Here is a 19,651-nt window from a genome sequence, read left to right as displayed (position 1 = left end):
GCGCCGTGGCTCCGGGGCGGCAGACCGGTCGGTACCCGAGGTCGGCGCACAACGAGGGACTCACCGGCTTGTCGAGCGACTTCGCACGAGCGAGCATCTGCAGCGGCCACCTCCGGCGCGGAGGGACTCCCCCCGCGCCGGGCCCGCTGTCAGCAGGTGCTGCGGTACTCGCTGATCAGGGTGGAGACCGCCGGCGGCGGGCAGAGGAACTGCTCGTAGCGGACGTCGTCGTCGATGTAGCGCTTCAGCCAGGCGATGCTGTACTTCGCGATCGTGGTGTTCGACGTGTTCGGAGCGAAGTGGCTCGCGCCGCGGAGCTCGAGGTAGGCCTTCTCGCTCGCCGAGGTCAGCGAGTCGTAGAACGGCTCGGAGTGCTGCGCCACCGGCGCGGTCCGGTCGGCCTCGGCGCCGATCAGGAGGGTCGGCGTCACCACCTCGGGCCACGTCTTGTCGAGGTTGTAGGCCGTGAGCGGGATCGCCGCCTGCAGGGCGGGGTTCTCGGCCGCCGCCTCAAGCGCTCCGCCGCCTCCCATCGAGTGCCCCATCACGCCGAGGCGGTTCGGGTCGATGCGGTCGCGGACCTGGCTGGTCGTGGTGAGGTACCGCAGGGCGGCGAGCAGCTGATCGCCGCGCTGACTCGGCTGGTCGTAGGTCGAGTTGGTGTCCATGGTGAAGACGACGAAGCCCTGGGAGGCGAGGCGCGGACCGAGCCACGCGATGCTCGACTGGCGAGCGGTGTAGCCGGGCGCGATCGCGACGGCGCCGAAGGTGCCGGAGGCCGTGCTCGTGGGGTAGTAGATCGTGCCGCCGCCGAAGCCGGAGACGAGGTACCGCGAGACGCTGGTCTGCGAGACGGCGAACGATCCGCTGGAGGCCTCGATGCTGGAGACCGAGGGAGCCGGGCCCCGCTCGAAGGGGTTGTCGGCGGCCTGAGCCGGCGAGGCGACCAGCCCGGTCGCGAGCAGGGTGACCAGCGCGGCGGCGCCGAGTCTCGCGCGGAGGCCGGCGGTGAGTGTCGACATCGGAGAGGTGTCCTTTCGTCCCGGGGCTCGACCGGTCCCCACGAGACGACCGCGTCGGACGGGGAGGCCCGTCACGAGAAGGCTAGGGAAAGCCCTACCAGTCGGTCAATCAAAATCCTCCGGCAGGGCGGAGCTAGGATCCGGTCCGTGGAAGAACGAGTGGACGGCCGATCTCTCCGCTACGCCCACCGCCGCGAGGAGCTGCTGGAGGCGGCGACGGAGCACGTCCTCGAGCACGGCCTGACCGGTCTGTCGCTGCGCCGCATCGCGGTGAGCGCCGGAGTGAGTCACGCGACGCTCGAGCACCACTTCACGAGCCGCGACCGGCTGATCGCCGAGATCGTCGACCGGGTCCTCGCGGTGACGTTCGCGGATCCCGAGGTGAGCCGCGGCGACGCCGATCCGCTGCGGGCGATCTGGGCCAGCGCCACCGGTGAACGGGGGCGCCGGTACGTGCGCCTCTTCCTCGCCATCACCGGGCAGAGCATGCACCAGGAGCCGGTCTTCGCCGACGCGGTCGCGCGCTCCGTCCGCACGCGGGTCGAGCTCATCGCCGTCGCACTGGAGGAGGAGGGCCGCTCCCGATCCGTGGCGCTCGCGGTCGCCACGCTGATCCTCGGCGTGATGAGGGGCCTCCTGGCGGACCTCCTGCTCACCGGCGACGAGGAGCGCATCACGGCGGCGTTCGACGTCTTCGCCACGGGCGTGACCCGGGGCACCGACGGCGCAGGACGGCGCCGGCAGCCTGAACGACGCTCCGACTCCGCTCTTCCGCCAATGGCATCGTGAACATAGGCTGGGCACCGGTCCTCGCGCGACCTCGCCCCGACGAAGCCGTCGGACCCAGGCGGGTCACAGGAACGACCCAGGGCCCTCATCGACTCCGACCGTAGTCTCGCCCGCACAACGCCTTCGAACCCGGAGTGCGACGGACACCACGACGCCAAGGACGACGCCGATGAACCGCACGAAGATGATCACCGCCCTCGCGGCCGGACTCCTGCTCACCTCGGGCGTGGCCGCCCAGCCCGCCGCCGCGTCGGAGTCGTCGAACACCTCCGAGGACCGCGGCGTCGACAACCCCGACACCCTGCTCATCAACGGGCGCGCGTACACGCTCGACTGAGCCCGGCCTGGCCGCCGAACATCAGCTGAGCGAGGGGCGGTGGGCGCCTCCCTGCTGGTCGAGTAGCGCCGCAGGCGCGTATCGAGACCCGCGCCACCGGGAGCGGTGGATCTCGATACGCCCGCTCCGCGGGCTACTCGATCAGCAAGACGTGCCCGCCCGTCAGCCCACCCGGCGCCCGTCGACCAGCCGCACCACCGCACTCCCCACTCCGAGGTCCGACGCGTCGTGCGTCGCCTCCACCACCGTCGCCCCGCGGGCGAGCTCGAGCGACACCGCTCGGCGGATGAGCTGCTGCGCCCCCTCGTCCACCCCCGACGTCGGCTCGTCGAGCAGCAGCAGATCCGCGCGTCGCGCGAGCCCCTGCGCGACCAGCGCGCGCTGCCGCTGACCGCCCGAGAGGCGTGACAGCGGCCGCCGCCCGAGATCGGCGATGTCGAGCGCCTCGAGGCACTCGTCCACGATCGCGCGGTCAGTCCGCCCCAGCGGCAGCCCGAGCGGCCGGCCCGCCCAGCGCCCCATCGACACCACGTCGCGCACCGTCACGGGCAGTCGATCCGGCACGGCGCTGCGCTGCACGACGACGCCGATCGTCACTCCGGGCGCCCGGTCGACGTCACCCGCGCTGAGCGGATGCACGCCCGCGAGCACCGAGAGCAGCGTCGACTTCCCCGATCCGTTAGGCCCGACGAGCAGGGTGTGCGAACCCCGCTCGAGCGTCACGCCGACGCCGTGCAGCGCGGGGATTCCGTCGTGCGCGGCGTCGACCGAGCGCAGGCGGACGACGGGGGCGAGGAGCGCTGCGGAGGAGGTCACGGCTTGATCATAACGATAATCGTTTTCATGTAGGGTCGTGCCCCGTGTCCTTCCTCCTCGATCCGTTCGCCTCCGGCTTCCTGCTGCGCGCCCTGCTGGGCGGCGTGCTCGTGGCCGTGCTGTGCGGCGTCGTCGGGACCTGGGTCGTGCTGCGCGGCATGGCGTTCCTCGGCGAGGCGATGGCGCACGGACTGCTCCCCGGAGTGGCGATCGCAGCCCTCCTCGGCCTGCCGCCGGTGCTCGGCGCCGCCGTCAGCGCGGGCGTGATGACTGCGGGCGTGGGCCTCGTCGCCCGCCGCCCCCGCTCCTCCCCCGACGTCACGATCGGCCTGTTCTACGTCGGGATGCTCGCGCTGGGCGTGATCATCGTGTCGCGCTCGCGCTCCTTCGCCACCGACCTCACCGCGATCCTGTTCGGCGACGTCCTCGCGATCGGCGAGGGGGACCTGGTGCTGCTGGCGATCGCACTGGCCGTCGTCCTGGTGCTCGTCGTCGTGTTCCACCGCCCGTTCGTGGCCCTCGCGTTCGACGAGCGCGTCGCCGCGACGCTGGGCCTGCGCCCCCGACTGGCGCACGTCGTGCTGGTCGGGCTGGTCACCCTCGTGGTCGTCGCGTCGTACCAGGCCGTGGGGAGCCTCCTCGTGGTCGGGCTGCTGCTCGCGCCCGCCGCGGCCGCCGGGCACTGGACCCGCGGGATCCCCGCGACCATGGCGCTGGCCGCCGTCCTCGGCGCGGTCGCCGTCGTGATCGGGCTGCTCGTGTCCTGGTACGCCGCGACGGCCGCCGGAGCGAGCATCGCGGCGGCGTCCGTCGGGCTCGTCGTCGTCTCGGCGGCACTGCGCGACGGAGTCGCCCGCCTGGCCGCGCGATCGGGAGCGGCGCTCTCCGCGGTCCCGGCCGCCGCGCCCACTCCGCCCACTCCGTCCACTCCTCTCGCCGGCGCTGCCGCCTCCGACTCCCTCGCATCCTCCGTCTCCGACACGAAAGAGCCGTCCCACCCGTGATCCCCCGTTCCACCCCGCTGCTCCTGACCGCCTCGGGCGCGCTGCTCGCCCTCGCCGCCTGCTCGAGCTCCCCCGCCGCCTCCGACGCCACGGGTTCCGACGCCACGGGTTCCAACCCCGCAGGCTCCGACGGTCACGGCTACATCCAGGGCGCCGCCGAGATGCAGGAGCCGCAGCTGCGCCTCGTCACCCTGTCCGGCGCCGTGCTCAGCGCGTTCGACCCCGCCACGGAGGAGTCCGTCCAACTCGCGGCGCTCGACGGAGACGTCACCCGGCTCGAGACCGACGGCCGCTACGCCTTCGCCTCGTCGGCCGACGGCGTGCTCCGCATCGTCGACGGCGGGGCGTGGACGGTGCCGCACGGCGACCACTCCCACTACTACCTCGCCGAGCCGCGCGTCGTCGGCGAGATCGACGGAGGTGCCGGAGAGGCGCGCGTCGCCTCCTCCTCCACCCTGACCTCGGCCTGGTTCGGCGACTCCGGCACGGGCGTCGTGCTCGACGCCGACGCGCTCGCCGCGGGCGGGATCGAGGAGCGCGGGCGGATCGAGGGCGTGCCGCACGACGGCGCGCTGCTCCCCCTGGGCGACGTGCTCGTGGGCTCGGTCGCGGAGGAGGGCGACGAGCGCGCCTCCTCCGTCGCGGTCTTCTCGGCCGACGGCGAGGCGACCGGCGACAGCGCCGAGTGCCTCGAGCTGCGCGGCTCCGCGATCACCCGGGTCGGCGCGGTCTTCGGCTGCGCCGACGGCGCGGTGCTGGCCGTGGCCGACGACGACGGCGTCGCCTTCGAGCGCATCCCGTATCCCGACGGGACCGCTGCGGCCGACGTCGCCGGCGCGTTCTCGTCCCGCCCGGGCCGCCCCGCGGTGGCCGCCGTGGCCGGCGAGCGCGGCGCGTGGCTGCTCGACACCCGCGCCCGCACCTGGACCCTGATCCCCACCGCCGAGCCGCTGCTCGCGGCGAGCGCCGTCTCGGACACCGACGACACCGTGGTCGGCCTCGATCGCAGCGGCCGTGTCGTCGCCCTGACTCCGGAGGGAGGCGCCGCCGCCACGGAGCCGCTGCTCGCCGCCGACCTGGTCGAGGGGCGCCTGCCCGCGGGCGTCGCCGTCGAGGTGGACGTGTCGCGCGCCTACGTGAACTCGCCCGCGACCGGGCTCGTGCACGAGATCGACTACGGCGACTCCGCCCGGGTCGCCCGGAGCTTCGCGCTCGACGCCCGCCTCCTCGTGGAGACCGGACGATGAGGCGCCTCGCACGCGCGCTCGCCGCCTCGGCCGCCCTCTCGCTCGGCGCTCTGACCGCGGGCTGCTCGGGCCCCGCCTCCGCCGACGGGCCCCTCGTGGTCGTCACCACGAACATCCTCGGCGACGTCGTCGAGCGCCTCGTCGGCGGCCAGGCCGAGGTGATGACGCTCATGGCGCCCGACGCGACCCGCACTCGTTCGAGATCTCGGCCCGGGAGGCGGCGCGCCTGCTCGACGCCGACCTGATCGTCTCGAACGGGCTGGGCCTGGAGGAGGGACTGCAGCAGCACGTCGACGCGGCCGCCGCCGAGGGCGTCGAGGTGGTCGCCGCGGGCGACCTGATCGAGACGCTCGCGTACACCGAGGGCGACGCGGAGGGCGAGGTCGACCCGCACTTCTGGACCGACCCCCAGCGGATGATCGACGTCGTCGACGGCCTCGAGCCGCTCCTCGCGATCGACGGAGTGGATTCCTCCGCCCTCGCCGCGAGCGTCGCCGCGTACCGGGGCGAACTCGAGGCGCTGGACGCCGAGATGACGGCGTCGTTCGCCGCGATCCCGGAGGAGCGCCGCGCGCTCGTCACGAACCACCACGTCTTCGGCTACCTCGCCGACCGCTTCGGCTTCCGCGTGATCGGCGCGGTGCTGCCGAGCGGGACGACCCTCGCGGCGCCCAGCGCCTCCGACCTCGAGGAGCTGACCTCGGCGATCGAGGAGGCCGGCGTGCCGACGATCTTCGCCGACTCGTCGCAGCCCGACCGACTCGTGCAGGTGCTCGCCGACGAGGCCGACGTCGACGTCGACGTCGTCGCCCTGTTCACCGAATCCCTGACCGCCCCCGACGGAGGCGCTCCCACCTACCTCGAGATGATGCGCAGCAACGAGCGCCTCGTCTCCACCGGACTGTCTCCCTGACACTCCGTCCACGCGCCGGCGACGGCTCGACCACGAAGGAACCCATGAACACCCCTCACCGCCGCGCGCTCGCCGCGGCCGCACTCGCCGCCACCGCGGCTCTCGCCCTCACCGCCTGCTCGGGATCCGGGAACGCCGCAGCGCCGGCCTCCTCCGCCCCCGCCGCTCCCTCCGGCCCGCGCGTCGCCCTCACCTACGACGGCGGACTGCTCGTGCTCGACGGCACGACGCTGGACCTCGAGTCCGACATCGAGCTCTCGGGCTTCAACCGGGTCAACTCCGCGGGCGACGGGCGCACCGTGCTCGTGTCGACCGAGGAGGGCTTCCGCGTCCTCGACACCGGCGCCGGAGCGGGCGAGCCCGAGCTGACCGACCTCTCTTCGACGCGCCGACCCCCGGCCACGTGGTCCGCCACGGCGGCAGGACGATCCTGTTCGCCGACGGCACCGGAGCGACCACCGTCTTCGACACCGCCGACCTCGCACCGGCCGTGGCCGACGGCGAGCTGCCCGAGTCCGAGACGATCGAGTCCCCCGCCGCCCACCACGGCGTCTCGATCGAGCTCGAGGACGGCACCCTGCTGACCACGATCGGCGACAGCGAGTCGCGCACCGGCGTCCGCGCGCTCGACTCCTCCCGCGAGGAGACCGGCCGCAGCGAGGACTGCCCCTCGGTGCACGGCGAGGGCGCGGCCGCGACGAGATCGCGGTCTTCGGCTGCAGCAACGGCGTGCTGGTCTACGACGACGGCGCGTTCACCAAGATCACCGCTCCGGACGCCTACGGCCGCACCGGCAACCAGTACGTGAGCGAGACCTCGGCGATCACGATCGGCGACTACAACAGCGACCCGGACGCGGAGGGCGTCGAGCTCTCCTCCGTGGTGCTCACCGACACCGTCGCCAAGACCTCCACCGTGCTCGACCTGCCCGAGGGCGTCGGCTACACCTGGCGCGGCATCGCCCGCACGAGCGACGACAACGGCCTGATCCTGGGCACCGACGGCGCGCTGCACGCCCTCGACGTGGCCACCGGGCGGATCACCGCGTCGTACCCGGTCGTCGCACCGTGGTCCGGCCCGATCGAGTGGCAGGACGCGCACCCCGCGCTGGTCGTGCTGGGCGACGTCGCGTACGTGACCGAGCCCGCCACCTCCGAGATCCACGCGGTCGACACCGCGACGGGCGAGATCCTCGAGACGGCGTCCCTCCCGGGCGCCCCGATCGAGATCGCGGCCGTCGAGGGCTGACCGCCTCGCTCGCTCATCGAGTAGCGCGCGGAGCGCGGCGTATCGAGACCCCCGGCTTCAGGACATCGGGGTCTCGATGCGCGCCTCCGGCGCTCCTCGACCAGCCGTCGGAGGGGCGTAGGACGCCCGCTACTTCTCCCGCTCGCGACGCCGGTCGACCAGGACCGCGAGCGACACGATCGCCAGTCCGACGCCGAACGGGATGGTCCATCGCTCCTCCGTGACGAGGCCGACGACGACGAAGACCGCGCCGAGCACGACCCCGAGGACCGACCTGCTCACCACCCCGGCGTCGACATCCACGAGACCGAGGCGGGTCAGACGCGCGATCCTCCGCCGGATCGACGGTGGGGACGACTCGCGCATGAGGCGAGAGTAGGGCACGGGGTGACAGCCTCGTTCACCGGCTCGGAGAGCGATCCCGTCGGGGCGTGGCGCGCAGAGCCTGTGGCGTGATCGCTCGCCTAGGGTGGCGCCCATGGAATGGGGCCGCGCGATCGCGCACGCGACGACGGCGAGTGCAGCCGCACTCCTCCTCTCCGGATGCGGACCGACCCGCTACGAGGGCTACGAGAGCGGGATCGACGACGTGCTCGCACGGCAGATCATGGCTTTCGAGGACCCGCTGTCCTCCCAGCTCCTCCAGCCGCAGGTCGACGAGCCCGAGCCGTACCTCGCTGCACTGAGCGGCATGCGCTGGGACGGGGAGACGTCCACCGCGTCCGGACTCGACCTCGATGCGGGCGGCGTCGTCCTCTACGACATCTCCTCGACCCCCTTCTCGACGGAGGTGTCGGTCTTCATCGCCTCCGGCCCCCGTTCCCCCGTCGTCGACGGGGCGAGTCCGACCCAGGCCTACACCTGCTATCGCGTCGAGGCCGAGTTCACCAGGGACCCGATGCCGTCCACCGGACGCACCCTCCTCGACGACTGCCCCGAGCCCTTGGTGGCACTGCTCCCCGAGGATTCGGCCTTCGCGAGCGGCGACGTGTTCGACGGATAGCAGCGCTCGACGCGCCCCGCCCCTGAGACCTTCCGGAACCGCGTACGCGCGTCGATAGGCTGCCCGACGTGAAGGCCGAACGACTGCGACTCGCGGGGATACTCGCCGTCGTGCTCCTCGCGCCGGTGGCGGTGGCGACCGTGGCGATCGGGGGCACGGACGGCAGTCCCCGCGATCAGCTGTGGGAGCAGTGCCAGCAGTATCCCTCCCCGCAGGGACTCGCGCCGCACCCTGAAGCCATCACCGCGGGCGGCGAGCGCACCCTGTTCCCGCTCGGACTGATCTGCACGTACGACAATCCGAACACGGCGGCCGCCCCCGTGTCGATCGCTCATCCCCAGTGGGACTCCACCGTGGTCGCCTCCCTCGCAACACTCGGTGTCCTGGCGGGAGTGGCGACCACCATCGCGACACGGCGCCCCTCGGCCGGCACAGGGCGCCGCTGGTCGGCCAGAGCTCGACGCGCCCACCCTGGTTAATCGAGTAGCCCGCGCAGCGCGGCATGTCGAGATCCCGCGACCGAAGGACAGGGCGGGTCTCGAGACGCGCCTGCGGCGCTACTCGACTGGCGGCCGGCGTCAGGCGGGCTCCGCCACCCGCTCCGCGGTGGCGCGCGGCCGGGCCGCTCCGGTGAGCAGCGACACCGCCGCGACCAGCACGAGGACCACGACCATCGCGCCGCGCAGGCCGAAGTGCTCGCCGAGGAATCCGAGCAGCGGGGGCCCGACCAGGAACGCCACGTACCCGGCGGTCGCCACGGCGGCCACGGTCGCGGTCGGGTCGTCGCTGTCGGCGGCCGAGGAGAGCGTGACGGGGAACCCGAGCGCCGCGCCCAGCCCCCACAGCGCGACCGCGACTCCGGCCATCGCCGCGCTGTCGGCGACGACCACGACCGCGATGCCCGCGGCCGAGACCAGGGCGCTCGCCCGCAGCACGGCGACGTTGCCGAACCGGGCGAGCAGCGGAGCGCCGACGAAGCGCCCGACGGTCATCGCCGCCGCGAATCCGGCGAACACGATCGTGCCGACCGTGGCGGTCGCTCCGTAGCCGTCGACCATCAGCAGCGGCAGCCAGTCCATGGCCGAGCCCTCGGCCAGCGCCAGGGCGAGCACGATGGCACCGAGCGCGAGCACGCGCGGCTGCCGCCAGACCGGCCCGCCCGTGCGCACCGCGGCGGGCTCCCCGGGCGCTCCCGGCACGATCTTGCCGGTGCCGGTCGGCACCGAGCGGATGACCGTGACGAGCAGCGCCGCGCTGAGCACCGCCACCGCCAGCAGCTGCCAGAGCACAGGGAAGTCGATCGCGGTCAGCCCGATGCCGGCCACCGCGCCGACGACGGTGCCGAGGCTGAAGCAGCCGTGCAGCGCGGGGAGGACCGAGCGGCCCGAGACCGCTTCGAGCGCCGCGCCCTCCAGGTTCAGCGCGATCTCGGACACGCCGATGCCGAGGCCCACGAGCGCGAGGCCGACGAAGACGCCCGGAGCCGACGAGAGGTTCGCGGCGAGGCCGACGAGCGCGACTCCGCTCGTGAACGAGAGGCCGCCGATCGTCACCGTGAACCGCACGCCCCGGCGCCGCACGATCGCCGCGGAGGAGAGGACGCCGGTCATCGAGCCGACCGACAGCCCGAGCAGCACGAGCCCCATCTGCGCCGTCGAGGCGCTGAGCAGATCGCGCACGGCGGGCGTGCGGACCACCCACGAGGCCATCCCGATGCCGAAGACGAGCATGAAGGCGAAGATCGCGAGGCGACGGCGGGCGACGGAGGAGGGCATGTCTACGACCGTAGGTGCACGACAGCTGTCGGCGGAACCGGCGCGGGCCTCCGGTCGTCGCGCGGCCGCCTCAGCGTCCGAGGCGACAGAGACGGCTCGACGGAGCCGTCGTCGCCGATCCGCCTGCAGAACGAAGGCCGGCAGTGCCGATCCGGGCGATTCCGCCTCGTTCGAGCCCCTCAGCCTGACTTCTGAGGGCGATCGGACCCGCATCCGCCCACATGAACACCCGCTGTCCAGAATCCGTCGCCCGCCGCTCCGGGCCGCGGCGGCGTGCGACGCTGGAGGGTCCCCCTCCGCCCCCTCCCCCGCTTGGACTCCGTTGACCGACGTCAAGACCCCCGTGTTCCCCTGGATCGGCCTGCTCACGCTGGCCGGCGCGATCTTCGTGTCGGTGACCAGCGAGTTCCTGCCGACCGGGCTCATCCCCGACATGTCGCGCGACCTCGGCGTGAGCATCCCGGTGACCGGTCAGCTGGTCACGATCTTCGCGGCGACCGTCGTGGTGGCGACCACTCCGCTGACCCTCGTCACGCAGCGCTTCTCGCGGAAGAGCCTCGTGCTCGTCGCGCTGGGGATCATCGCGGTCGCGAACGTCCTCGCCGCCCTCGCGCCGACCTTCGAGCTGCTGGTCGGCGCCCGGATCCTCGGCGGGCTCGCCCACGGCCTGTTCTGGGCGGTCGTCGCCGCCTACTCCGCGCACCTCGTCGCTCCCGAGCACCTCGGGCGGGCGACCGCGATCACGGCGGGCGGCGGCTCCGCGGCCTTCGTGCTCGGCGTGCCGGTGGGCACGGCCCTCGGCCACGCCTTCGGCTGGCGTCCGACCTTCGCGATCCTCGGCGGCATCGTCCTGATCCTCGCGCTCGTCGTCATCCGCTACCTGCCCGCGGTCGAGCACATCGTCCCGGTGCGCACCGGCGAGATCCGCCTGCCCGCCCGCAAGGACCGCTCGCTGCCCCGGATCCTCGGTGTCTGCCTCGTGATCCTGCTCGTGCTGATCGGCCAGAACACCCTCTCGACCTACATCACGCCCTGGCTCGAGGAGGCGCAGTTCGCGCCCGACACGATCCCGCTCGTGCTCTTCGCCTTCGGCGGCGCGGGGGCCGTGGGCCTCGTGCTCGCCGGCTTCGCGACCGACCGCTTCCCCCGCTCCGGATTCGTCGTGGCCGCCCTCGCGGTCCTCGCGGCACTCGCGGGGCTGTCGTTCGCCGCGGGCTCCGGCGTGCCGGCGCTCGTGGTCGTCGCGGCGGTCGTCTGGAACATCGCGTTCGGAGGCATCCCCGCGATGCTGCAGACGCGGATGCTGCGGACCGCCTCCTTCCAGCTGCGCAGCCTCGCGGCCGCCCTGCAGACCACGGCGTTCAACATCGGCATCGGCGGCGGAGCGATCGTGGGCGGCCTGGTCATCGACGGCAGCGGCCTCGGCGCCCTGCCCTGGTTCGCCCTCGGCATCGTGGCCCTCGGACTCGTGGTGAGCCTGGTGGTGGAGTGGCGCGCGGGGCGGGCGGCGGCTCCGGTGCAGGGCCGGGCGGAGCGCGTCACCGCGTAGTCGACGTCGGCGCCCGCGTTCACCCCCGAAGCGCCCGGAGCACGAGTCGACGCGGACCGGGCCCTCGCTGGTCGCCGCACCCCGTCCTCCGTCCACTCGCGAGTCGCCCGGCGCACGAGTCGACGCGGACCGGGCCGTCGCCGGTCGCTGCACCCCGTCCTGAGTCGTCTCGAGCGCTCAGCCGGGCATGAGTGGACGCGGACCGCTGCTGAGCGCGGCGGCTCCCCCGCGCGAGGGAGGGCACGCGTCGCTCCGCGGCGTAGCGTCGAGGGATGGCCCAGACGACCGCCGACGCCCGAGCATCCGCATGAGCCGGACCGCGCCGATTCCTCCGCTGCACCTGCCCTACCCGGGAGCGCCCGCCGGCGAGGCGATCACCCGCTTCTTCCGCAAGTACGCGACCTTCAGCGGGCGAGCGAGCCGCGCGGAGTACTGGTGGATCATCCTCGCCACCCTGATCGTGAACCTCCTGCTGCGGTGGGCCGACGGCTCCCTGTCGCGCTACACGTTCACGACATCGCCCTTCACGACGGGGACGGACTTCGCGACGCCGTGGGTCACCGGGCTGTCGATCCTGATCGCGCTGGTGACGCTGATCCCCGGGCTCGCGCTGATCTGGCGGCGGCTGCACGACGTCGGCCGCAGCGGCACGTGGTTCCTGATCATCCTGATCCCGATCGCGGGCTGGGTCGTGCTGATGATCTGGTTCCTGATGCCCGGCCGCGCCGAGGGCGCCCGCTTCGACTCCCCGCCGGTCGAGTAGCCGCGCGGGGCCCGCAGTCCTGGTGACGGGGATCTCGATACGGCCCTGCGGGCCTACTCGATCAGCACAAAAGGGGGCGGGCCTGGGCGATCAGGCGGGACGGCCCTACGCGCACCAGTCGCGCGAGACGCCGTTCACGCTGCGCGAGGTGTCGCCCGAGCCGAGGTCGACGAGCACCGTCGAGGTCGCGCTGAAGCCCGGCACCTCCGGGTAGTCGTCGGGCTCGCCCTCGACCGACACCGCCTCGACCGCCAGGAACTGCCCGTTCGGCGAGAGGCAGACGCTCCGGATGCGGCCCGTCGGCGACGTGCGGAAGATCTCGGTCGTCCCGCTCGCGTCGACCCGCACGACGGAGTACTGCGTCGATCCGTCCTCGGGCGAGTACTCGGCCTCGAGCTCCACGTAGCTCGAGGAGTCGAGCAGCAGCAGCTGCACCGGCGACGCGGTCGCGCTCACGTCGGCGACCGGCAGCGCGAGCGTCTCGACGGAGCCGTCGGCCAGGTCGATCAGCGACCCGCGGTCGGGGTCCGCGACCACGAGCCGGTTCGCGCCCGGGACGAAGCCGCGCAGCTCGGCGTGCTGGCCGAGCGGGCTGATCGCTCCGGGCACGAGCAGGTCGACCAGCAGCACCGTGTCGTCGACGGAGTGGGTGACCACGGAGGTGGTGCCCGGCACGAACAGCCAGTCGCGGGCGCGCAGGGGCCCGCCGTCGATCCCGGTGACCGCGACCGCCTCGGCCTTCTGGTCGGTGAGGTCGTAGGAGTAGAGCGCGCGGTCGAGCGGTCCCGTCGGCGCCTCGCCGGTGAAGGTCCAGCCCAGCACGCCCTTCTCGGACGCCGCGTGCAGCTCGCGCACGACGCCCGGACCGGGCAGCGGGATGACGCCCTCGTCGCCGGTGTCGAGCGCGACGGTCCGGAGGAGGTTCGTGTCGTCGGGCTCGAGGGTCGCCAGCACGAGCAGCGGACCCACCACGACGTAGTCCTGGATCCGGTCGGCGGTCGCGACGACGCGCGCCTCCCCTCCGGACAGCGGGCGCACGCGGATCGCGTCGGGCTCGGCCGGATCGGCGGTGCGGTCGAGGGTGAAGAGGTCCGGGTCCTTCGTGGTGAAGGAGGCGGTCACGTCCGCCGTCGCCCCGGTCGCGAGGCCGCGCGCGTCGTCGATCGCGATCGCGTACTCCGTCGCGTAGCGGAGGGTGTCGGCGAAGGTCACGGTGACCACTCCGTCCTCGAGCTGGACGGTGTGCTCGGCCTCCGGAGTCACGGTGACCCGCTCGAGCGCGTCGGGAGCGAGGTCCTGATCGAGGTGCACCCGGGCCCGCCCGCCGTCGCGCTCGACGACGCCGTCGGCGCTGACCTCGAGCGAGGTCACGCGAGGGCCCGTGCCGATCGTCGCGGCGGTCAACCCGCCGACCCCGAGCACCAGAGCCAGGGTCGCGCCCCAGAACACGCGGGAGAAGCCGAGAGCGGAGGCGGTGCGCGGCTCGCGGGAGCGGCGCGGCCGGAACTCCTCCGGCTCCTCGTCCCAGGGGTCAGTAGACATAGGGCATCGCCGGCTCGTCGATCTCGGCGACCGCCGACGGCTCGAGCACGACCGCCTCGGCGCTCGTCACGCTCGCGTTCGCCCCGAAGCCGCCGGACATCTCGAGCCACTGGCCCTCGGTGTAGGTGTCGGCCCAGCCGGGCTGGTAGACGGGAACGCCGACCGGCTGCGCGTCGACGGCGCAGCACGTGACGACGAAGCGGGCGACGTAGAAGACATTCTCGGGGTCGTCGGCGTCGGGGGTCACGAATCCGCTGACCGTCGCGGTCGTGCCCGCGAGGAACTGCTCGCTCGCTCCGGAGCGCAGGAGCGTGGCCCAGTCGCGCACCGAGAACGAGGCGTAGTCGCCGGTCGGCGCGGCGACCAGCGCGGCGGAGTCGACGGCGCTCGTGTTCACCTCGCGCTGCACGGCGGTACCGGCGGTGAGCGCGGCGGGCGGCACGACGAGCAGCGCGACTCCCGCGGCCACGATGATCGCGACCCCGCCGAGCACCGCGAGCCGCGCCCGCCACGGGTGACCGGGCGCGTGGTCGTGCAGGTGGCCGTGGGCGTCCGACTCCTCGACGCCCGCTCCCTCACTCTCGTCCGCGCTCGGCACGATCGCGAACGCGAGCAGCAGCAGCACCGCCGCGATCACGGCGAGGATCACCGTGAACTCGAAGTAGCGCGGGTGGATGTAGAGGCCGAGCCGACCGGTCGCCGCGAGCCAGAGCGTCGACACGACGCCGATGACGCTGAGGATCACGCCCTTCCAGCGGGTGAGGAGTCGCTCAGAGCGCATGGTTGACCGCCAATCCGAGGACGGCGGAGCACAGCCCGACCAGGACCGTCATCCGCACGAGGGTGGGCACCGAGAAGGTGGTGCGCAGCAGCGCCAGCATCTTGATGTCGATCATCGGACCGAAGACGAGGAACGCGATGATGCCGCCGGGCAGGAACGTGGAGCCGAAGGACAGCACGAAGAAGGCGTCGACGTTCGAGCAGATCGAGATGACGAACGCGAGGACCATCAGCGCGAGCACCGACCAGAGCGGGTTGCCGCCGAGGGTGGTGAGCACGTCACGCGAGACCCCGACCTGGATCAGCCCCGCGATCGCCGAGCCGACGAACAGCGCCGGCAGCATCGCTCCGGTCTCCTCGGCGAAGAGCAGCACGCTGCGGCGGGAGCGGGCGCGGAGCGTTCCGGGGGCGCGCTCCCCCGCCTCGCAGGCCGCGCGGAAGCGGTCGGTGAGCAACGACATCGGCTCGGAGTGGCGGCTGAAGATCCAGCCGACCAGGTTCGCGATCACGAAGCCGCCGACGATGCGCCAGACGAGGATCCCGTCCTCCCAGCCGAACGCCTGGTAGGTCGTGATGATCGTGATCGGATTCACGATCGGCGCCGCGAGCAGGAACGTCATCGACTCCGAGACCGACAGCCCCTTCACGATCAGCCCGCGGGCCAGCGGTACGTTGCCGCACTCGCAGACAGGGAGGAGCACGCCGAGCAGCGAGATCACCATGCGCCGCGGCAGGGCGCGCTTCGGCAGGATCCGCAGCAGCACGGCCTCGGGCACCCAGAGCTGCACGGCGATCGAGAGCACGATGCCCAGGAACACGAAGGGCAGCGACTCGATGACGACGCTGATCGAGAGGGTGAGGAAGTCGCGGACGGCGTCCGACAGCACGTCGCCCGCGGCGTCCGGCGAGAGCAGCCGCAGCGCGACGGCGGCGGCGACGAGGGCGAGCCCGATGCCCACTCGTCGACCGGTGCGGGACCGGGGGCGGGGCGGGGCGGCGATCGACATCGCGGTCCATCGTAGGCGGGGGTGGGCGCAGGCGAGGGGGCTGCTGCCGCTGCTGCCGGCTGTGGGCCGCGGTGTCGACCTGCAGAGATGAGGCTGAGCGGCGCAATCGCTCCGTCTTCGTCGACTTCGACGCTCTCCTCCTTACTTGTGCGGGTCGCACGGTTCGCAACCGAGGTCGAACGGGGCGGATCGGCGTCGAGAGGGCCTTGTCGGCACTCCCGACCTCGGTTGCACACTTCGACCGCCGCCCTCCGCCCGCGGACCGCCCCTCGTCCGGTGGACACCCAGCCCAAGCTGAGGTTTCATCCAGTCTTTGACCCCCGAGCGACGGGTGAGCAGTCCTCGACCCCCGCTCCTAACCTGCGGTGCGAGAACGAGGAACGCCTCGGTCCGCCGAGCAAGACAGGGGTCCGCCGTGCGCCCACGAGCCGTCCGAACGAGTGCCCTGGCCGCGATCGCGTCCCTCGCGACCGCGGTCGCACTGAGCGGAGGAGCCTCCGTCACGACCGCGGAGGCCGCCGAGACCAGCGCGTCCGCCCCCGCCGTCGCCCTCGCCGCCCCGGCGCCCGCCGAGGGCTGGACCACCGTCTTCGCCGACGACTTCGACGGCGCAGCCGGCTCCCCCGCGGGCCCCGCGTGGATCCACGAGCTCGGCACCTGGGGCACCGGCGCGATCGACCGCACCACCGCCTCCACCGGCAACGTCTTCCTCGACGGCGCCGGCAACCTCGGCATCCGGGCGCTCCGCGACGCATCGGGAGCCTGGACCTCCGGCCGCATCATCACCGCCGACAAGTCGTTCTCGGCGCCGGTCGGCGGGCAGCTGCTGATGACCGCGTCGATCCGCCAGCCGAACCCCGTGCAGGCGACCGGCTACTGGCCCGCGTTCTGGGCCCTGGGCCTCGACGAGAACGGAGCGATCGACTGGCCGCGGACGGGTGAGATCGACATCCTCGAGGCGGTCAACGGCACCTCACAGGTCATCCAGACCTTCCACTGCGACCTCGTCGACGCCGGCGAGTGCGACGAGCCGTACGGGCTGACGAGCGGACTGCAGGACTGCGTCGGCTGCCTCACCGAGTTCCACACCTACTCCGCGCTGATCGATCGGCGCGTCGCCGGTCAGGAGTCGCTGCAGTTCCTCGTCGACGGCGAGGTCCGCCACACCGTCGAGCAGGCCGGCCTGAGCCCGGAGGCGTGGAGCGCCGCCATCGGCAACGACTACTTCCTCATCCTGAACCTCGCGATCGGAGGCGGCCTGCCGAACGGCGTCTGCGGCTGCGACAGCGCGAGCGCACCGAAGTCCTCGGGCGGCACCATGAGCGTCGACCACGTCGCCGTCTACCGCTCCGACGCCGCGCTGACCGCGGGGGCGCCCGTGATCGCCGGCACCCCGAAGGTCGGCTCGGCGCTGACCGTGCAGCCCGGCGTGTGGACTCCCGCCCCGGTCGCCCTCTCGTACCAGTGGGAGGCGAACGGCGTGCCGATCAGCGGGGCGACAGGAGCGACCTACACACCGACCAGCGCGACCGCGGGGGCGGTCCTCACCGTCGACGTGACCGGCACGAAGGCCGGCTACGCGCCCGAGACCCGCACCTCCGCTCCCACGGCGGCCGTCGCCACCGGCACGCTGACCGCGGCGACGCCGACGATCTCGGGGAGCGTCAAGGTCGGCTCGACGCTGACCGCCAAGCCGGGCACGTGGGGCCCATCACCCGTGACGCTGAAGTACCAGTGGCGGGCGAACGGAGTGGCGATCAGCGGAGCGACCGCCGCCACCTACAAGCCGGGGGCTCTGCTCCTCGGCTCGAAGATCACGGTCTCGGTCACCGGCACGAAGACCGGCTACACGAGCACGGTGCGCACCTCGGCGGCCACCGCGGCGGTCAAGCGCTGAGGCTCAGACCTCCTCGACCTCGCGGTGACGGCGCGGCACGATGCGCATGATCGCGGTGCCCGTGGCGATGAGGGCGAAGGCCGCGAGGCCGAACCACAGCGAGTTGAACCCGGTCGACGCGAGGACTCCGGCGCCGGCTCCGGCACCGAGGGCGGGCGAGAGGTTGCTGTACATGATCTGGATCTTCCTTCCGATTCACCACGCGCGCTGACGGCGGGTCAGCGCATCGAAGTAGGCCTTGGTGTGCACGATCTGCAGGAACAGATCGAGGAACAGCTCGTACATCGACGCGGCGAGCAGCATGTGCTTCCACCCGCGGTCGCGCACCGTGACGATGCGCTCGACGACGAAGATGAGGGTGATGCCGAGCCAGAACGGCTGGATCGAGAGCTGGCCGAGCGCGAGCGCGTAGATCACGGTCGCGAGGTACACGTAGGTGATCACGCAGCCCGCCATGGTGAGCAGCTGGCGGCCCCAGTAGGGCCAGGTCACGCGGGTGAGGCCGTACTGCACGCAGTTCTCGACGGCGCCGCGCTTCCAGCGCAGGCGCTGGTGCCAGAGCTCCTTCCACGTGGGCATGACCTCGGTGACGAGGGTGCAGCCGGCGGGGCTCAGCACCTCGTAGCCGAGGTGCTTGATCGCGAAGGTGAGCTCGTTGTCCTCGGTCAGGACGGTCGTGTCGTAGATCCCGCCGCGGCCGTCGCCCGAGGGCAGGCTGCCGTCGAGCCGGCCCCGGCTGATCTGGCGGAGCATCCCGCCCTTGAGCACGGCGGCCGTGCCGGTGACGACCAGGCACTTGCCGTTCAGGCGCCGCACGTCGCGGGCGTAGCGGGCGTACTCGTTGCGCTGCAGGTGGCCGACGACGCCGCCGCCCGGCGTGCCGCGGAACACGCCGCCGACGGCGCCGATCCGCGTGATGCCCACCTTGAGGCGCGCGATCGCGAGGAAGTCGGGGTCGAGGGCGGAGTCGGCGTCCTGCACGAGCACGAGGTCGTCGTCCTCGAGCTCCAGCAGCAGGACCTCGAGGAACTGGTTCAGCGCCCCGGCCTTCTTGTCGGTGTTGCCGACGGTCGCGAAGACCTCGGCGCCCTCCTCCAGCGCGATGCGCGCGGTGCCGTCGGTGCAGTTGTCGGTGACGACGACGATCCGATCGGGCGGGGAGGTCTGGTTCTGCAGGCCGTGGATGGCCGCGGCGATGCCGGCCTCCTCGTTGTGCGCGGGGAGGACCGCGACCAGGCGGCCGACGACGGGTGAGGCGTGGCGTCCGCCGCGGGTCTGCGACCGGCGGACGGGCTCCTCCGGAGCGACCTTCGCACCGCGGGCGGGGGCGTCGGCGAAGCGGACGGGGAGAGCCTTCGCGTTGCCGGCGGCGATCGGAGTGAACGGGGCCGCGGCGGTCAGCGGACGGGCGGCGGGGCGCTCGGTGAGCGTCGCGGCGCGCGTCGATGTCGTGTGCGGGAGGGGAATCCGCACAGCGGGCATCGTGCCCGCGGAGTGCACAGTCAAGGCCAGGGTCCTCGAGTCGGAGGGCGCGATCGGGGGAGGTCGCGCGCTGAGGGGGGTCGCGTGGGGGGTCGCGATTCTTCGGGGCGGGTGCGTTCGGGAGCGCGTTCGGGCGCGTTCGAGAGGTCGCTTTCGGAGGGGGCATCGGGCGCACCGCAGGCACTCGGCCGGCGATTCGGGCGCCGGTCGAGCTGAGGAGGAGAGACCTGCCTGCTCTCGGGTGAGCGCGGTGGCGGGCAGCGGATCCGTCAGCGTCGGGTTGCTTGATGGTGAAGCTACATGCACGTTCCATGCGAAATCAAGAGAAATTTTCCCCCCGGACGTGGGGGCACGAGGGGGTTGCCTGGGGAAAGGGGGTCTGGGTGGGTGCGATGGTGGATTCTGAGACATTGCGACTCGACAAGTCGGGAGAGAGCGCGAAGAACGTTCGTTCTCCGGTCGGACGCACTGAGCGGA

At 72.7% G+C, this 19,651-nt stretch carries 22 protein-coding genes; 13 read left to right on the top strand and 9 right to left on the bottom strand.

Features of this window, described 5'->3' with window-relative positions:
- Positions 1-149: 149 nt before the first annotated feature.
- Positions 150-1,022 carry a poly(ethylene terephthalate) hydrolase family protein gene (locus tag B0T42_RS09405; RefSeq protein WP_077222935.1) on the bottom strand — a complete coding sequence of 291 codons (873 nt, stop codon included), beginning with the start codon at positions 1,020-1,022 and terminating at the stop codon, positions 150-152.
- Between the two features lie 147 nt (positions 1,023-1,169).
- Here B0T42_RS09405 and B0T42_RS19995 point away from each other — a divergent pair, with 147 nt between their 5' ends.
- On the top strand, positions 1,170-1,811 hold the full coding sequence (locus tag B0T42_RS19995; protein ID WP_158078094.1) for a TetR/AcrR family transcriptional regulator: 642 nt from the start codon (positions 1,170-1,172) through the stop codon (positions 1,809-1,811).
- A gap of 169 nt (positions 1,812-1,980) precedes the next feature.
- Positions 1,981-2,148, top strand: a complete 168-nt coding sequence (locus B0T42_RS19990; protein ID WP_158078093.1) for a hypothetical protein — start codon at positions 1,981-1,983, stop codon at positions 2,146-2,148.
- Between the two features lie 162 nt (positions 2,149-2,310).
- On the opposite strand, the gene aztA is transcribed toward B0T42_RS19990, so the two are convergent.
- The gene (gene aztA, locus B0T42_RS09395) at positions 2,311-2,964 is read right to left on the bottom strand and encodes a zinc ABC transporter ATP-binding protein AztA (protein WP_077222934.1); all 654 of its coding nucleotides are present in this window, start codon (positions 2,962-2,964) and stop codon (positions 2,311-2,313) included.
- Between the two features lie 44 nt (positions 2,965-3,008).
- Between aztA and aztB the strand changes: the two genes are divergently transcribed.
- The 6 genes from aztB to B0T42_RS21260 all read left to right on the top strand — a co-directional run bounded on the left by aztB (position 3,009) and on the right by B0T42_RS21260 (position 7,376).
- Complete coding sequence (aztB, locus tag B0T42_RS09390) at positions 3,009-3,968, top strand: zinc ABC transporter permease AztB (RefSeq protein ID WP_077222933.1); 960 nt, start codon at positions 3,009-3,011, stop codon at positions 3,966-3,968.
- Positions 3,965-5,215, top strand: a complete 1,251-nt coding sequence (locus B0T42_RS09385; RefSeq protein WP_077222932.1) for a hypothetical protein — start codon at positions 3,965-3,967, stop codon at positions 5,213-5,215. The genes aztB and B0T42_RS09385 overlap by 4 nt, the downstream gene beginning before the upstream one ends.
- Positions 5,212-5,460 carry a hypothetical protein gene (locus B0T42_RS22300; protein ID WP_342418226.1) on the top strand — a complete coding sequence of 83 codons (249 nt, stop codon included), beginning with the start codon at positions 5,212-5,214 and terminating at the stop codon, positions 5,458-5,460. The genes B0T42_RS09385 and B0T42_RS22300 overlap by 4 nt, the downstream gene beginning before the upstream one ends.
- The gene (locus tag B0T42_RS09380) at positions 5,418-6,128 is read left to right on the top strand and encodes a metal ABC transporter solute-binding protein, Zn/Mn family (protein WP_342418227.1); all 711 of its coding nucleotides are present in this window, start codon (positions 5,418-5,420) and stop codon (positions 6,126-6,128) included. The genes B0T42_RS22300 and B0T42_RS09380 overlap by 43 nt, the downstream gene beginning before the upstream one ends.
- Before the next feature lie 403 nt (positions 6,129-6,531).
- Positions 6,532-6,936: a hypothetical protein gene (locus B0T42_RS21265; RefSeq protein WP_236720200.1), complete on the top strand. Its 405-nt coding sequence runs from the start codon at positions 6,532-6,534 to the stop codon at positions 6,934-6,936.
- Positions 6,858-7,376 (top strand): hypothetical protein, encoded by a 519-nt coding sequence (locus B0T42_RS21260; protein ID WP_236720199.1) that lies wholly within the window; start codon positions 6,858-6,860, stop codon positions 7,374-7,376. Before B0T42_RS21265 ends, B0T42_RS21260 begins: the two co-directional genes overlap by 79 nt.
- A 129-nt stretch (positions 7,377-7,505) precedes the next feature.
- Here B0T42_RS21260 and B0T42_RS09370 read toward each other — a convergent pair whose 3' ends face one another.
- A complete protein-coding gene (locus B0T42_RS09370) occupies positions 7,506-7,742 on the bottom strand; it encodes a hypothetical protein (protein ID WP_077222931.1) in 237 nt (78 codons plus the stop codon).
- 112 nt (positions 7,743-7,854) lie between these two features.
- Here B0T42_RS09370 and B0T42_RS09365 point away from each other — a divergent pair, with 112 nt between their 5' ends.
- Positions 7,855-8,379 (top strand): hypothetical protein, encoded by a 525-nt coding sequence (locus B0T42_RS09365; protein ID WP_077222930.1) that lies wholly within the window; start codon positions 7,855-7,857, stop codon positions 8,377-8,379.
- Between the two features lie 68 nt (positions 8,380-8,447).
- Positions 8,448-8,858 carry a hypothetical protein gene (locus tag B0T42_RS09360; RefSeq protein WP_077222929.1) on the top strand — a complete coding sequence of 137 codons (411 nt, stop codon included), beginning with the start codon at positions 8,448-8,450 and terminating at the stop codon, positions 8,856-8,858.
- Positions 8,859-8,957: 99 nt separating this feature from the next.
- Here the strand turns inward: B0T42_RS09360 and B0T42_RS09355 are convergent, their stop codons facing one another.
- On the bottom strand, positions 8,958-10,154 hold the full coding sequence (locus tag B0T42_RS09355; protein ID WP_077222928.1) for an MFS transporter: 1,197 nt from the start codon (positions 10,152-10,154) through the stop codon (positions 8,958-8,960).
- A gap of 322 nt (positions 10,155-10,476) precedes the next feature.
- On the opposite strand from B0T42_RS09355, the gene B0T42_RS09350 reads away from it, so the two are divergent.
- Positions 10,477-11,703 (top strand): MFS transporter, encoded by a 1,227-nt coding sequence (locus B0T42_RS09350; protein WP_236720198.1) that lies wholly within the window; start codon positions 10,477-10,479, stop codon positions 11,701-11,703.
- A 307-nt stretch (positions 11,704-12,010) separates the two neighbouring features.
- On the top strand, positions 12,011-12,466 hold the full coding sequence (locus tag B0T42_RS09345; protein ID WP_158078092.1) for a DUF805 domain-containing protein: 456 nt from the start codon (positions 12,011-12,013) through the stop codon (positions 12,464-12,466).
- Positions 12,467-12,571: 105 nt separating this feature from the next.
- On the opposite strand, the gene B0T42_RS09340 is transcribed toward B0T42_RS09345, so the two are convergent.
- The 3 genes from B0T42_RS09340 to B0T42_RS09330 are packed head-to-tail and all read right to left on the bottom strand — an operon-like array spanning position 12,572 to position 15,795.
- On the bottom strand, positions 12,572-14,008 hold the full coding sequence (locus B0T42_RS09340) for a hypothetical protein (RefSeq protein ID WP_077222925.1): 1,437 nt from the start codon (positions 14,006-14,008) through the stop codon (positions 12,572-12,574).
- On the bottom strand, positions 13,998-14,789 hold the full coding sequence (locus B0T42_RS09335) for a TIGR03943 family putative permease subunit (RefSeq protein WP_077222924.1): 792 nt from the start codon (positions 14,787-14,789) through the stop codon (positions 13,998-14,000). The genes B0T42_RS09340 and B0T42_RS09335 overlap by 11 nt, the downstream gene beginning before the upstream one ends.
- Entirely contained in the window at positions 14,779-15,795 is a 1,017-nt protein-coding gene (locus tag B0T42_RS09330; protein WP_077222923.1) for a permease, read from the bottom strand. Before B0T42_RS09330 ends, B0T42_RS09335 begins: the two co-directional genes overlap by 11 nt.
- A gap of 415 nt (positions 15,796-16,210) precedes the next feature.
- On the opposite strand from B0T42_RS09330, the gene B0T42_RS09325 reads away from it, so the two are divergent.
- Positions 16,211-17,692 carry a family 16 glycosylhydrolase gene (locus B0T42_RS09325; protein WP_077222922.1) on the top strand — a complete coding sequence of 494 codons (1,482 nt, stop codon included), beginning with the start codon at positions 16,211-16,213 and terminating at the stop codon, positions 17,690-17,692.
- Positions 17,693-17,695: 3 nt separating this feature from the next.
- Here the strand turns inward: B0T42_RS09325 and B0T42_RS20480 are convergent, their stop codons facing one another.
- Both B0T42_RS20480 and B0T42_RS09320 read right to left on the bottom strand, forming a co-directional pair.
- On the bottom strand, positions 17,696-17,866 hold the full coding sequence (locus B0T42_RS20480) for a hypothetical protein (RefSeq protein WP_170116332.1): 171 nt from the start codon (positions 17,864-17,866) through the stop codon (positions 17,696-17,698).
- A 21-nt stretch (positions 17,867-17,887) separates the two neighbouring features.
- A complete protein-coding gene (locus B0T42_RS09320; RefSeq protein WP_236720197.1) occupies positions 17,888-19,165 on the bottom strand; it encodes a glycosyltransferase family 2 protein in 1,278 nt (425 codons plus the stop codon).
- Positions 19,166-19,651 lie beyond the last annotated feature (486 nt).

The organism is Rathayibacter rhapontici, assembly GCF_001995175.1.
Taxonomy (GTDB): Bacteria; Actinomycetota; Actinomycetes; order Actinomycetales; family Microbacteriaceae; genus Rathayibacter.
The sequence above is the reverse complement of the archived record's forward strand: the minus strand, read 5'-3'. Positions and strand labels throughout refer to the sequence as shown.

Bases quoted from the DNA above. Each gene is read 5' to 3' on its own strand.
- B0T42_RS09365 (WP_077222930.1), top strand. From the start codon at position 7,855: ATGGAATGGGGCCGCGCGATCGCGCACGCGACGACGGCGAGTGCAGCC.
- B0T42_RS09330 (WP_077222923.1), bottom strand. From the start codon at position 15,795: ATGTCGATCGCCGCCCCGCCCCGCCCCCGGTCCCGCACCGGTCGACGA.
- B0T42_RS20480 (WP_170116332.1), bottom strand. From the start codon at position 17,866: ATGTACAGCAACCTCTCGCCCGCCCTCGGTGCCGGAGCCGGCGCCGGA.
- B0T42_RS09405 (WP_077222935.1), bottom strand. From the start codon at position 1,022: ATGTCGACACTCACCGCCGGCCTCCGCGCGAGACTCGGCGCCGCCGCG.
- B0T42_RS09370 (WP_077222931.1), bottom strand. From the start codon at position 7,742: ATGCGCGAGTCGTCCCCACCGTCGATCCGGCGGAGGATCGCGCGTCTG.
- B0T42_RS09335 (WP_077222924.1), bottom strand. From the start codon at position 14,789: ATGCGCTCTGAGCGACTCCTCACCCGCTGGAAGGGCGTGATCCTCAGC.
- B0T42_RS22300 (WP_342418226.1), top strand. From the start codon at position 5,212: ATGAGGCGCCTCGCACGCGCGCTCGCCGCCTCGGCCGCCCTCTCGCTC.
- B0T42_RS19990 (WP_158078093.1), top strand. From the start codon at position 1,981: ATGAACCGCACGAAGATGATCACCGCCCTCGCGGCCGGACTCCTGCTC.
- B0T42_RS09345 (WP_158078092.1), top strand. From the start codon at position 12,011: ATGAGCCGGACCGCGCCGATTCCTCCGCTGCACCTGCCCTACCCGGGA.
- B0T42_RS09355 (WP_077222928.1), bottom strand. From the start codon at position 10,154: ATGCCCTCCTCCGTCGCCCGCCGTCGCCTCGCGATCTTCGCCTTCATG.
- B0T42_RS09340 (WP_077222925.1), bottom strand. From the start codon at position 14,008: ATGTCTACTGACCCCTGGGACGAGGAGCCGGAGGAGTTCCGGCCGCGC.